Annotated in this window: 10 protein-coding genes; 6 read left to right on the top strand and 4 right to left on the bottom strand. The window is 45.7% G+C overall.

Annotated features, from left to right (window positions below):
- Positions 1-14: 14 nt before the first annotated feature.
- The gene (locus NL645_RS05975; RefSeq protein ID WP_253651396.1) at positions 15-2,087 is read right to left on the bottom strand and encodes an ATP-binding protein; all 2,073 of its coding nucleotides are present in this window, start codon (positions 2,085-2,087) and stop codon (positions 15-17) included.
- 169 nt (positions 2,088-2,256) lie between these two features.
- Between NL645_RS05975 and NL645_RS05970 the strand changes: the two genes are divergently transcribed.
- Complete coding sequence (locus tag NL645_RS05970) at positions 2,257-3,606, top strand: sigma-54 dependent transcriptional regulator (RefSeq protein WP_048624672.1); 1,350 nt, start codon at positions 2,257-2,259, stop codon at positions 3,604-3,606.
- A gap of 45 nt (positions 3,607-3,651) precedes the next feature.
- Here NL645_RS05970 and NL645_RS05965 read toward each other — a convergent pair whose 3' ends face one another.
- Both NL645_RS05965 and brnQ read right to left on the bottom strand, forming a co-directional pair.
- Positions 3,652-4,860, bottom strand: coding sequence for a diguanylate cyclase (locus NL645_RS05965; RefSeq protein ID WP_253651395.1), 1,209 nt, complete (start codon positions 4,858-4,860; stop codon positions 3,652-3,654).
- Positions 4,861-4,963: 103 nt separating this feature from the next.
- Entirely contained in the window at positions 4,964-6,274 is a 1,311-nt protein-coding gene (brnQ, locus tag NL645_RS05960) for a branched-chain amino acid transport system II carrier protein (protein ID WP_253651394.1), read from the bottom strand.
- Between the two features lie 836 nt (positions 6,275-7,110).
- Between brnQ and NL645_RS05955 the strand changes: the two genes are divergently transcribed.
- From NL645_RS05955 to NL645_RS05935, 5 genes are all read left to right on the top strand, one after another.
- Complete coding sequence (locus NL645_RS05955) at positions 7,111-8,121, top strand: TAXI family TRAP transporter solute-binding subunit (protein ID WP_005374185.1); 1,011 nt, start codon at positions 7,111-7,113, stop codon at positions 8,119-8,121.
- An 88-nt stretch (positions 8,122-8,209) separates the two neighbouring features.
- Positions 8,210-10,333 (top strand): TRAP transporter permease, encoded by a 2,124-nt coding sequence (locus NL645_RS05950; protein ID WP_009705104.1) that lies wholly within the window; start codon positions 8,210-8,212, stop codon positions 10,331-10,333.
- A gap of 8 nt (positions 10,334-10,341) precedes the next feature.
- A complete protein-coding gene (lhgO, locus tag NL645_RS05945; protein WP_253651393.1) occupies positions 10,342-11,574 on the top strand; it encodes an L-2-hydroxyglutarate oxidase in 1,233 nt (410 codons plus the stop codon).
- A 144-nt stretch (positions 11,575-11,718) separates the two neighbouring features.
- Entirely contained in the window at positions 11,719-12,036 is a 318-nt protein-coding gene (locus NL645_RS05940; RefSeq protein ID WP_253651392.1) for a GrpB family protein, read from the top strand.
- Positions 12,033-12,515, top strand: coding sequence for a hypothetical protein (locus NL645_RS05935; protein ID WP_005393627.1), 483 nt, complete (start codon positions 12,033-12,035; stop codon positions 12,513-12,515). Before NL645_RS05940 ends, NL645_RS05935 begins: the two co-directional genes overlap by 4 nt.
- 40 nt (positions 12,516-12,555) lie before the next feature.
- Here NL645_RS05935 and NL645_RS05930 read toward each other — a convergent pair whose 3' ends face one another.
- Complete coding sequence (locus NL645_RS05930) at positions 12,556-12,954, bottom strand: hypothetical protein (protein ID WP_046873883.1); 399 nt, start codon at positions 12,952-12,954, stop codon at positions 12,556-12,558.
- Between the last annotated feature and the right edge of the window lie 47 nt (positions 12,955-13,001).

Below are 13,001 nucleotides of genomic sequence, written 5' to 3'. Positions count from 1 at the left end.
TGGATGGTATTGGGTTAGCTACGATGAGGAGCGAGCTCAAACATTAAGGTGAAGGACATGCCTTTATCAGCGTTGAGCTGCGCACTGACTTTCCCTTGCATATCTCGCATATTGTTGGCGGTGATGGAAAGTCCTAACCCCAGTCCTTCACCAATTTTTTTACTGGTTTGGAAAGGCTCGAACATGGTATCGAGTTGGTCCGAAGGTACCCCACACCCATTATCACTTACCACGACCTCGACATTATCGGAAGTGGGTGTAACGGCAATCATTAACTGTGGATCTTGGGTCTCTTTCATCGCATCTAATGCGTTAGAAATTAGGTTGCCGAGCACTTGTTGTAGGCGTTGCTCTTCGCCAATGATATTGGGTAAGTCGTTGGGAATGCGTACCCGAACATCTACCTTCGCGAGTTGAGATTGATAGACGCGTAGCGTCTCTTCTAAAGCGTTTGTCAGCGATATCTCGTGCAGTGTCTCTGGTTTATTGTAGGCAAACGTTTTTAGCTGACTGGTCATGCTTGCCATGCGGTCAATCAACTTTTGAATCAACTTGTTATTGGCTTTCATCATGTCTGTTTGTCCACGTTCTGCTAGCAACTCGTTGGTGGTTAAAAGGGTACGCAGGCCAGTCAATGGTTGGTTTAACTCGTGGGTAATCGCGCTCGACATTCTGCCCAATGCTGCCATTTTGCTTGATTCAATCAATTGCTCTTGGGCTTGTTTTAAAGCTTGAGTTCGCTCTTCCACCCTTTGAGCGAGCTCTTGGTTAATCAGCTGCAGCGATTGTTCCGCTTTTTTACGTTTGCTAATGTCGATTATGGTAGCAAGGAAATACTGCTCACCGTGCCATGGGAAGCTAGTGAGTGAAAATAGTACAGGAAATACGCTGCCATCACTGCGTCGCGCCATGGTTTCTACAGCGCTAATCTCTGCTAGTTCCTTATGCTTTGGCAGATCTCTAAGCAAAGTGAGTGTGGTCGAATTTGAATTACCCGCATCAAATAACTCCCAGGCGAAGGTATGACGATTCACACTTTCAGGAAGACAAAAAAGGCGTTTTGCCATTGGGTTGAGGTCGAACAATAGACCTTGTTCATCAATCAACAACAAACCAACATGTGTTTTATTGATCATCTGTTTAAGTCGGCGTTGCGATTCTTCTAGTAAGGCTTGAATACGCTGCTGATTGAGATGTTTTTGTCGACGCTGTAAACCAATGATCACCAATAGAATAAGGAGCAGGAGGAGCGCTGCGATGCTCCATCCAATGACACTAATCGTTTGCTGAACAGGTTTGGTCGGAATAAGGTAACTGACAAACCAGTTTAAGTCGTCCAGCTTTACTGTGTGTGCAAAGTAGCGCTGCTGATTGAGAGTCCAGAAATGAATCACCGTATTGTCATACAGTGTTTGAGTTTCGACTTTGACTTGGTTATTCGGTTCATTAAACCAGTCGGCGTTATAGTTTGTACTGCTGGAGAGGAAGAAGCGTTGATGGCGATTTTGTAGCGTGATGATGTCTTGGCTGGTGATGGTCTGCTCCGTTAGCAAACTCAGGTTGATTTGAACAACAACGATGCCCGCTATCTCCAAACCATCAAAAATTGGTGCAGAGAGGTAGTAAAGTGGACTAGAACCTTTTGTTTTATTCACTAGTGAGACGCCTTCTCCCTGACGTTGTATTTGTTCGACAATCGCACGGCGGTCAGAGCGACTGAACCGTTCATCGATCAGACTCGATACCAACACTTCTCCCGAGGTTGAAAGTATCAACCAACCCTCTGTATTCGCGGCTTTATCGAGCTGTGTCAGTTGTGCTTGAAGTGGCTCGTAGTAGTTTAAATTGCCTTTAACAAACGCAATTGTTTCTGGGTTATTCGTGACGAGATAGGGAAGGTGATAGAAACGTTTTAATGCTCGGCGGACTTCACCAATGTAGTCGAGGAGTTTCTGTTGTGCTTCTTGTTGAGTTTGGACGCTCAGCCATTGATGGGCCACCTCTCGGCTAGCACCGTAGAAAAAGATCACCAGCGCACTGATCAATACGGCGGTTAGCCACATTTTCCCATTCTTAGTGCGCTGCATTCGGACTCCGTTTGGCTGAATATAGTTATCGTAGTTGGTAGTGAAAGAGTGCGCTTAACTGATTGGATGTTAAAGAATTGTGATTAAGAAGTGGGATCTAGCTCCTTTTCTATAGCATGGTTTTTGCTAACTTTAGCAAAGACTTCTATCACCGATCAGGCAGTAACTCATGACTTTTGACGACATTCCGCGTATCGCCCTAATTGAAGATGATGACATCGTTCGTCAAGCAACAAGCCAATGGCTGCAATTGGCGGGGTTTGACGTCATAGCTTTTAGCTCGGGGGAGGAAGGCAAAACCGCCATTCTGAACCAAGAGTTTGATGCGATAGTTAGTGATGTTCGTTTGCCAGATACTGATGGAATTTCGATTTTAGAGAGCCTTATTGCGAATCACATTCCAACACCAATGATACTAATTACTGGTCATGGTGATGTGGATATGGCGGTGAATGCGCTACAAAACGGCGCGTTTGATTTTATTGAAAAACCTTTCCAGCCGGAGCGTTTGTCTCAACGTGTGACAGATGCGGTCGAGAGCCATCGCGCGCAAACATCGACGCTTCACCGCCAAGAGTATCTAGCTAGCGTGAGTGGTTTAGAAGAGGTGCTCATTGGTCAAAGTCGAGTGATGCAGCAATTACGCGAGCAAGTTGCGAAATTGGCGAAAATCGATACTAACGTGATCATTTACGGCGAAACAGGTTGTGGTAAAGAGCTGGTGGCGACCAGTTTACATAATGAAAGCCAAAGAAAACCTCATCACTTTGTGCCGATAAACTGTGGTGCGATTCCAGAACACCTTTTCGAGAGTGAGTTGTTTGGTCACGAAGCTGGGGCGTTCACTGGTGCAAACAAACGACGCATCGGCAAGTTGGAATACGCCGATAAAGGCACGTTGTTTTTTGACGAGATAGAAAGCATGCCGTTGTCGATGCAGGTGAAAGTGCTGCGTTCATTACAGGAACATACAGTTGAGCGCGTTGGAGGCAATCAACAGATCTCGGTTGATTTGAGAGTGATCGCCGCCGCGAAAGAAGATCTCAATGATCATGAAGAGTTTCGGCAAGATTTATACTATCGGCTCAACGTCGCGCAAATTTATTTGCCGCCACTAAGGGAGAGAGAAGAAGATTCACTGATTTTGTTTGAGCACTTCACCTTGCAAACTAACCCTGAAACCCGACCATTGAGTGATGCAGATAGAAACGCTGTGCTTTCCTACGCTTGGCCTGGGAATGTTCGAGAGCTGCGAAACGTGGCTATGCGTTTTGCTTTGGATGAAACGGTATCTGTGATGGAAATTCTCTCTAGCCGTCCTTCGTCAACCACGGAGGAGACGCAAGTGGGTGTTCCTCTGGTTATTCAATTACATAATTTTGAGCGTAAGGTGCTGCATGATTCATTGGTCAGGCACCACGGACGCATTAACGAGGTGATGCAGGAGTTGGATTTACCTCGTCGAACTTTGAATCAAAAGATGCAAAAGTTTGGTTTAAATCGCTCGGATTATACTTAACGCAATTTTTAAGCTGACTTACCGCTATGGGCGTCACAAATATGATTATGCGCTTTTCGAGGGAGTCGGGACAAACTTATAAGTTAGGCCTTTCCCTTCTCCAAACAAGGTGACTTGGTTTCTGCCCGTATGTTTAGAGCTATACAGCGCTTCGTCAGCTTCAGCAACGACCTCGTGGAGTGATTGTCCCTCAGATAACTCACTGATTCCAAAGCTCATGGTGATCTCATTTTCGAATGATTGCAATGAGGCTTCTGTTTCCACCGCTATACGAATTTGCTCGGCAACAATTTTGGCTCGGTGTGCTTTTTCAAGTAAAACAATCATGAACTCATCACCACCAAATCGTACTGTGCACGCTGACTCTGGGAGGTGTTTCTTAAAGATAGCGGCAATCGTAGCCATGACGGAATCGCCTACCGTATGGCCATAGTGATCATTAATCGCTTTGAACTCGTCCATGTCGGTCATGATGATGCTTATTGATTGGTTCTGTTTATGCGCTTGATTAACAAGATTTGGAACAATTTCTTCCATCGCGCGACGATTATGAAGCCCTGTGAGGGCGTCTAAATGTGAGAGATCATTGATTGACTGTACCAAGCGGCCGTTAATTAGCCACAACATGCTAAAGCTCATAGCGACAATCAGACAGATGCTAAGTAAAAACGTCATCTGGTGGATAAAACCTGCGGTCATAAAATTTGGCACTTCATTGGCGAAAGCGCTCCAAAGTGCTCTGAAGCCCATAAAAATACTGAAGCAAAAGAAGGAGCACGCCATCACTATGGTTGGGAGTTTTTGGTCTTGCTTGGTGCCTTTCAGCATGGCGATCCCACTAAAAAACGTAACGATGCAGATATAAACACTTAAGTAAATGATACGGCTTTTAATTGAATGGTCATGGAAGGTGAAATAATAAAACGAACTGCTGAAAATGGGCGTTAAAAAAGCGAGTGAGTGGGCCAGTTTTAGAGGGAATTGACGAAAAATGCTCACGCTGTAAAGCGTAAGCAAGAAGCCGATTAATATGAGCGTATTAGCTATGACGATGGTAAGCCAATCTGGTGCGGAGCCTCTAAATCCCAGTAAAAAAGGCCCAAAGCCAATGAATAACAGCGAGAGAGAAAAAGTCTTTAAGCCTTTGATTTTTTTCTGTGTGTATTGGTAACAAAGTAGACTGATTGAGTAAATGCAAGAGAACAGAATAACGATAAAGTTGAGCGTTCTGATGTCTAAATACTGATTGTCCATAAGCGCTCCACATCAATCCATAGTTCAGGCAACTCCTTTGCCTGATATCAATAAGCGAACTACATATTAACTTACTTATTGAGTGATGTCTTATGTTAAACGGTTATTCATTTACCAGCTCGAATTGTTCGGTTTGGTTGGTTTTCGTCGTAAACAGCAGACCAACAATCATCATAAATACGCTAGGCATAATCCAGCTAGCAAAGTCATTGTACAGAGGCATGTAATTACCCATCCACTCATCGGTGGAATCTGGCATGTAACCTAGGATGTGCAGCGCATCAACACAACCAAACGCTAGAGCAGTGAACGCCGTCGCGACGACCATGATTTGCGACATCTTGTTGCGCACTGGTGCCATGATCATCAACGCAATCGCGACTGGGTGAAGCGCCACAACTGCTGGCATTGTGATAGCCAATAGTTGCTCCAGACCTACGTTAGCGATCAAACCTGCCAACACCATGGTCGTGATCACGCAGCCTTTGTAGTTCACTTTGCTGAAAGTGTTGTCGTAAAACTCACTGCCTGCGGTGGTTACGCCGATAGCAGTAGTCAAACACGCCAATACCATCACGGCACCAAGTAATAGTGAACCAAATGCGCCGAAGTGGCTGAAGGTGAATGCCGTTAAGATGTCGCCACCATTGCTGAATTCAGAACCTAAGTATGAGCTTGTTGAGCCAATGTAAGCCAATGAGATGTAAACAAATGCCATGGCAACTGCATACATCAAAGCAGCAATTAGTGTGTATTTTGCAGTGGCTTTCGGACAATCCACACCCATGCTGCGAATCGCACGGAAGATAATCCAACCAAAACCGATAGAGCCTAGTGCATCCATGGTCATGTAGCCTTGGGTCAAGCCTTCAGCAAATGCGCCAGATACGTATGGTCCCGTTGCGGCAGTTAGCTCGCCGGTTGGGTAAATCAGAGCGGTCACAGACATGATCACTAAAATAGCCATCAATGCAGGGGTTAAGATCTTGCCTAGGTTGTCGACCAATTTGCCCGGGTATAGCGCAAACAAAATGGTGATAACACAGAAAGCAATTGTGAAAGGCACCAAAGCGGCATCACCAAACATTGGTGCAAAGCTAAATTGGTAAGCCACGGTAATCGCACGTGGTATTACGAAAGCAGGACCAATCACGATAAATACCATCACCCAAAAACTGGTCGCCAAAGGTTTAGGTAGGGCGGCGGTTAATTTGTCTGAACCGTTTACGATAGCGACCATCACCAGCGCCATTGCAGGCAGACCTACGCCTGTTAAGAGGAAGCCAGACATCCCGCTCAGAAAGTTTTCACCTGCTTGATAACCCAAAAATGGAGGGAAGATCAGGTTACCCGCGCCTAAGTACATGGCGAAAGTCATGAAGCCCAAAGCGGCGATATTGCGTGCGCTTAACATTGTTATTCCTCTTATGTTTCGCTTGGAAGAAACTGAAAGGAATGGGAGGAGTATGTGGTGTTCCCGTCAGCTTCTTCTCAAGCTGACAGAAAGTTTAGATATAGCCTGTCAGCTCTGAATCAGTTCCAGAGAGAGCAGGAGGATCGCAGCAGCAACGCCAGATGGGCGTTTTAAAGCGAATTGTAATTGCGCACTTGCTGACATGAGTGATCCTTAATGACGAAAAAATACCAAGGAATACGTTTGCCTTGGCGTGTTGTTACCCTAACGAACATAGGGCTATTGGCACAACCCCGAAGTAGAAAATAAGTTGATACGGTCAATGTTTGTTTCTGAACTGGTGGATCGAACTGATTTTTAAATTCAAAGTTAGAATAAATGACTTTTCATTTCTGTAACATGGCTTGTTTTGCTGTATTTTTGTGCTATTTGTAGTCGTTTAGGCTATAAGCCTCCGCTTATAAAGTGAGCAGTTCAGAATGATGCGCTTTTTCTTCTTATTGTTAAGACGCTCATTGGTTGCAGTTCAATTCAAAATTGCATCGGCAAAATATTGCTTATCAGCCAATCGTGTATTTATTTTGTCTTGATCACATTTTATTAACCTTTTGCGCTCTAGGCGTGCAACGTCCTTCTCTTCAATGAGCAAGATCTTGCTCATTACTTTGCTATCAAATCAGCATGATTTTGCTCATTTTTGATGTCTTTCAGCACTTAGTTCAATAAATACAAAGGGTTAAAAGTTGGCATTTCAATTGCTCTAGGGAATGTATTGTTAATAAAGATTTAACATGATGTAAATCCCCAATCGTGAAACGACTACACGGAGAGTAATAATGAAAATGAATAAGCTGGTAAAAGCTTTGGCTGTCGCTGTGACTTCTTTTGGTATTGCTGCTAATGCTGCGGCAGAGGATCGTAGCTACATTCTTGCAACGGCATCGACAGGTGGTACTTACTACCCTGTGGGCGTAGCGCTTGCGACGTTAAGCAAAGTGAAATTGGCACCAAAGCACCACTTCTCCCTTTCTGCAATCAGCTCTGCGGGCTCTGGTGAAAACGTCAAACTGCTGAACGAAAACGAAGCACAGTTCGCGATTCTACAAGGTCTTTACGGTGCATGGGCTTGGTCTGGTGAAGGTCCTTATGAGAAGAGCGGTCGTCAAGAACAACTGCGCTCAGTCTCTATGCTGTGGCAAAACGTTGAGCACTTTATTGTTCGCTCTGACCTAGCAAAAACGGGCACAGTGACTGACCTGAACAACCTAGATGGCAAGAAGTTCTCTATCGGTAAGAAGAACTCTGGTACTGAGAACTCTGGTCGTCAAATCATGAAAGGTCTGAAGGTCGACCCTGATAAATTCAATCTTGCTTACATGGGCTACGGCGGCAGTGCGAGCGCACTTCAAAACGGCACCATTGACGGCATGAACACGCCTGCAGGTGTACCTGTTGGTGCGGTCACTCAGGCATTTGCTGCGTTGGGTAAAGACATTTCGATTCTTTCGTTTACTGACGAACAAATCAAAGAGGCGAACGGCAACTACAACCTATGGACGAAGTACGAAATTCCTGCGAACACGTACCCGGGTTTAGACAAGCCGATCACCACCATTGCACAGCCAAACTTCTTGGCAGTTCGTGAAGATATCTCGGAAGAAGACGTTTACCAGCTAACGAAAGCGATCTACGAGAACCTGCCTTTCCTACAAGGCATCCACAAAGCAACAAAAGCAATGGCGATTGAGAAAGCGATCGCTGGCTTGCCAGTGCCTCTTCACCCAGGTGCGGCACGTTACTACAAAGAAATGGGCATCGAAATCCCATCAGATCTAATGGCGAAATAACGCTAACTTGGCCCCGAGTTTTGGCTTGGGGCATTTTATCCCTACCGATTTCTAAGATGGAAAAAGCCGCCAGAGCTTGGAGTATGAGATGAGCGACTCAATAGAAAAGGAATTGCAGAAGTTTGAGCTGCCCACGCGCACTGATTTTCCGTGGGTAACCACCACAATCACAGTGTTTGGCGTGGTGTTGTCTGCTTTGCACATTTGGTTTAATACCTTATCGACGTTACCAGAGTTATGGATTTCCGCGACCCACTTTGCTGGCTTTGCGGTGATTTGTGCGCTTTGGTATCCGGCTCATATCTCTCTCAAGCAGAGTAAGATTGCACTCGGCATCGATGTGTTAATTGCCATGGGCGCGGTCGCGTGTTTGCTCTACATTCCCTATGCCGAAGATGCGCTGTATGAACGTGGCGTGAAGTTCGTGACCAGCGATTGGGTCTTCGCCATCATGGCAATTCTGATTGTTATTGAATTGATTCGACGCACCATGGGCTGGTTTATTCCTGTGCTGATTGTGGTGTGTCTGAGTTACGTTGTGCTTTGGGGTAAGTGGGCGACAGGCATTTTCCACTTCCCGGGGTTGAGCATGGAGACCTTGCTCTACCGCAGTTTCTATTCTTCTGAGGGCATGTTTGGCTCTATCTCGCGCATCAGCTGGACTTTCGTATTTATGTTCATTCTGTTTGGTGCGTTTCTTGTGCGTTCTGGTGTCGGTGATTACATCATCAATGTGGCACGAGCTGCGGCAGGCAAAATCATCGGCGGTCCGGGTTTTATTGCGGTGATTGGCTCCGGTTTGATGGGCTCAGTATCTGGCTCAAGTGTGGCAAATACGGTTTCCACCGGTGTTATCAGTATTCCTTTGATGCAAAAAGCAGGTTTCCCTTCACGCTTTGCGGCGGGGGTTGAAGCTGCAGCGTCGACAGGTGGTCAGTTGATGCCACCAGTAATGGGCGCGGGTGCTTTCATCATGGCGTCTTACACGCAAATTCCGTATGTTGATATCATCGCGGTGTCTTTTATTCCTGCTCTTATCTATTTCTTATCTGTTGCGTTCTTTGTGCGTATCGAAGCCAAACGCAGCGGCGTTCAAAAAATCACGACCAGCGATGAATCTCTATTGAAAGTGCTGATCAGCGGTTGGCACAACCTTATCCCGCTGGCGGTGTTGGTTACTTTGTTGGTTCAAGGCTTTACACCGACTTACGCTGCGGGCTTGTCGATCATTTCAGTGGTGGTGGCTTCTTGGTTTTCGAAAGATCATAAGATGGGACCAAAAGCGATCATCGAAGCACTTTCGCAAGGCGCGAAAAACATGGCGACAACAGCCGTATTGCTAGTGGGTATCGGTTTGGTGATCAACGTGATCAGCACAACGGGTATCGGCAACACGTTCTCACTGATGATCGACGGTTGGGCGAATGGCGACTTGTTCATTATGATTGTTCTGATTGCACTCGCTTCTCTTGTTTTGGGCATGGGTTTACCCGTGACAGCGGCGTATATTGTATTGGGCACACTGTCTGCCCCTGCGCTTTACAAGTTGATTGCGGAAAACCAATTGCTTGAATTGATGGTGTCGGGTCAATTGCCTGAACAAGCGAAAGCCATCTTTATGTTGGCGGCGCCAGAAAAGCTGGAACTGCTTAATGCACCAATGGCGTTGGAAACCGCGAAAGAAATGGTGGCGCTAGTTCCTGCGGACTTTATGGAAACCCTACTAGAGCAAAGTTTGGGTATGGAAGCGGTAGGTTTGGCATTGCTGGCTGCTCACCTCATCATCTTCTGGTTATCGCAAGACAGTAACGTAACGCCTCCAGTGTGTTTGACCGCATTTGCAGCAGCAACCATAGCGAAAACACCGCCAATGCGTACTGGTTTGATGGCATGGAAAATCGCCAAAGGTTTGTATCTTGTGCCGCTACTTATTGCTTACACAGGCTTAGTCAGTTGGGATGTAACGTCGGTAATTACCGTGGGCTTTTTTGCCATCATCGGTACCTATGCATTGATTGGTGCGATTGAAGGTTACTTAGAAGGCCCTCTAAACATTCTTACGCGTCTCTTGTTGGTAGTGGTGGGTACATTGCTGGTTTGGCACGACATACCAATGTTGGTTCGTGTGGCAAGCTGCGCGGTATTTGTCGCGGTGTTCATTTACAGTGGTCGCAAGTTCAAATTGCAACAATCTCAACTATCGGTTTTATAAGAGGTCGTATGAAATCAGTCTATGACTACATCATTGTTGGTGGCGGTATCGTTGGTGTGTCGACGGCATGGCAACTGCAGCAGCGTCACCCAGACAAATCCATTTTATTGGTTGAGAAAGAGTCCGGTTTTGCCAAGCACCAAACCGGACACAATAGCGGCGTGATTCATGCCGGGGTGTACTACGCGCCGGGCAGCTTAAAGGCGGATTTTTGTAAGCGAGGGGTAGAGCGAACCATTTCGTTCTGCGCCGAGCACGATATTCCGGTGGAGAACTGTGGCAAGTTACTGGTTGCGACCAACGAGCAAGAAGTCGAACGCATGAATGCGCTTTATGAGCGCTGTCATGTCAACGGCATCGACGTAAAGCTACTCGATGAAGTTCAACTCAAGCTGGCTGAGCCAAACATCACTGGCTTGGGCGCGATTTATGTCAAAACCACCAGTATTGTCGATTATCGTTTGGTCACTGAGCAGATGGCGGAAGAGTTCCAAAAGCTCGGCGGGCAAATTAGCCTGAGAACCAAAGTGGTGGCTGCCGAAGAGAAGGACGAAGAAGTCCAACTGACCTGCATTTCAGATGGTCAAACGATGCAGCTTAATACCAAGTTCTTGGTTACTTGCAGCGGCTTGATGGCGGATCGTATGACTAAGATGATGGGTATTCCAACCGATTTTCAGATCATCCCTTATCGTGGTGAATACTACCGCTTAGATAGCAAACACGACCAAGTGGTGAATCATCTTATTTATCCAATTCCCGACCCTGATTTGCCATTCTTAGGTGTCCACCTAACTCGCATGATTGATGGCAGTGTGACTGTTGGTCCAAATGCGGTGCAAGGTTGGAAGCGAGAAGGGTACGACAAGGTTAATTTTAGCCTGCAAGATACCATGCAAATGCTCAGTTTCTCCGGTTTCTGGAAGGTGACACAAAAGCATCTAAAAACCGGACTGGGTGAGTTTAAGAACTCGTGGTGGAAGCCGGGCTATCTGAAATTGGTCAACAAATATTGCCCTAGCATCAAGGTAGAAGATCTCAAACCATATCCTGCGGGTATTCGTGCGCAAGCTGTGTTATCTGATGGAACCTTGGTTCATGACTTCTTGTTTGCCGAGAGCGCCAGAAGCCTGCACGTTTGCAACGCCCCCTCTCCTGCTGCGACATCTGCAATGCCCATTGGGGAGTACATTTGCGATAAGGTGAATGAGAAGATAGAGGCGAAAACCGAGACGGTTTAACAGTAGAAAGCCAAACCAAAAGTACACCAGAGATGACTCTATTTGTTGAGTAATTAGTGTCGGGTGTGCCGGAAGTTTGGCTTTTACTTTGGTGATTGGATAATTTCCTTCTTATGATATTTGGGTTTATTAGGAGAGGGATGGATGAAATTAGGTTTAGCCAATTACAACGTAGGTGTTGTTCAGCATGATCCTGCATGGCGACAGGATTTTGCACGCAGCCGATCTGAACTGGCGTTAGTGACGGAGATGATGTCAACTCAAATCGAGCATATTGGCAGTACTGCCATTTTGGATATGCCTGCCAAACCTATTATCGATATGGTACTAGGTATTGCGCACTTTCCTCATGTTTCTCTAAAACTTTCTTTGGTGGAACAAGCTGAAATTACCATCGAAAAATATACGGATGCTAAGGCAAACTTCGTACGTAAAGTCATAAATGAGTTGAAGACAAAATGAAGAAACGGCTTGGATTCATTTTACTTTGTAGTGCATTTCATTCTTTTGCGTATCAACTGCATGAGCGCGACGAGAGCTATGTATTAATTGGTCATGAGCTCAGTGCTGGCTATATCGTTTATGTACCAGGCTCTATGGAAGCAGAAATTACCAATGTGTTTAAATTTGATTGTGAAGGCAGTCGTGTTGAAGCTGTGAAAATTGGTAGCGAGATTAATAACGCTGCGACATATGGCGAGCATCTCCAATACTATTTCTTTCTCGTGAGAGATCATCAGTTTCACGTTCCTCTAAGAATTATTGAATCTTTTAAAACGGTTGATAAAAAGTCAAAAGAGGTTCTATCAGAACATTTACCTTTCACAAAGCATGATGACCTTGGGTTAGCTTGTGATTTGATTAGACCTCAGGTTAAAAGCTATTACTTTTCCCAAGCTTTTGAAGCGATACCTAAACATACCCACAGTAAAGGCGACTGACTCAGTCGCCTTTACTGTTTTGACTGTAGAGCTGTAGTGTTTATTGCTCTTTGGAGCAAAGCTCACCTTTCTTGGCGTGTCTTTCTATCATGTAATCGCCTCGGGCACTGTGCAACACAATCGCATTCCAGACTTGGCCATCTTGCAACTCGAACTCAAATGCATAATGGGTGCCGCCGACCATTTTCGTTCTCACCTCATGAATTGCTTTCAATTTATCATCGGCATTCATTTGATAAAGCACCATGTTGAGTGAGCGTCTGGCGTCAGGAGTTGCTTCAGCAATTTGCCAATGGCCCTGTTTGTCTGTTGTGGAGCAAATAGACCGCATTTTACTTTTCATGGCGGATGACATCTGCTTGTCTACGGACAATGCATTTGGTGAAAACAGTAGACCTGTCAAAGGAATCAAAGTTGCCAGAATCTGCTTTAAGGTCATAAAAACACTCCGTTGTTTTACTCTTGCTTGAGTATAGACCTCAATGA

This window comes from Vibrio sp. Y51_MX_L26 (assembly GCF_024181935.1).
GTDB lineage: Bacteria > Pseudomonadota > Gammaproteobacteria > Enterobacterales > Vibrionaceae > Vibrio > Vibrio diabolicus.
This window is presented reverse-complemented; position numbering and strand designations above follow the sequence as displayed.

Bases quoted from the DNA above. Each gene is read 5' to 3' on its own strand.
- NL645_RS05975 (WP_253651396.1), bottom strand. From the start codon at position 2,087: ATGCAGCGCACTAAGAATGGGAAAATGTGGCTAACCGCCGTATTGATC.
- NL645_RS05970 (WP_048624672.1), top strand. From the start codon at position 2,257: ATGACTTTTGACGACATTCCGCGTATCGCCCTAATTGAAGATGATGAC.
- NL645_RS05965 (WP_253651395.1), bottom strand. From the start codon at position 4,860: ATGGACAATCAGTATTTAGACATCAGAACGCTCAACTTTATCGTTATT.
- brnQ (WP_253651394.1), bottom strand. From the start codon at position 6,274: ATGTTAAGCGCACGCAATATCGCCGCTTTGGGCTTCATGACTTTCGCC.
- NL645_RS05955 (WP_005374185.1), top strand. From the start codon at position 7,111: ATGAAAATGAATAAGCTGGTAAAAGCTTTGGCTGTCGCTGTGACTTCT.
- NL645_RS05950 (WP_009705104.1), top strand. From the start codon at position 8,210: ATGAGCGACTCAATAGAAAAGGAATTGCAGAAGTTTGAGCTGCCCACG.
- lhgO (WP_253651393.1), top strand. From the start codon at position 10,342: ATGAAATCAGTCTATGACTACATCATTGTTGGTGGCGGTATCGTTGGT.
- NL645_RS05940 (WP_253651392.1), top strand. From the start codon at position 11,719: ATGAAATTAGGTTTAGCCAATTACAACGTAGGTGTTGTTCAGCATGAT.
- NL645_RS05935 (WP_005393627.1), top strand. From the start codon at position 12,033: ATGAAGAAACGGCTTGGATTCATTTTACTTTGTAGTGCATTTCATTCT.
- NL645_RS05930 (WP_046873883.1), bottom strand. From the start codon at position 12,954: ATGACCTTAAAGCAGATTCTGGCAACTTTGATTCCTTTGACAGGTCTA.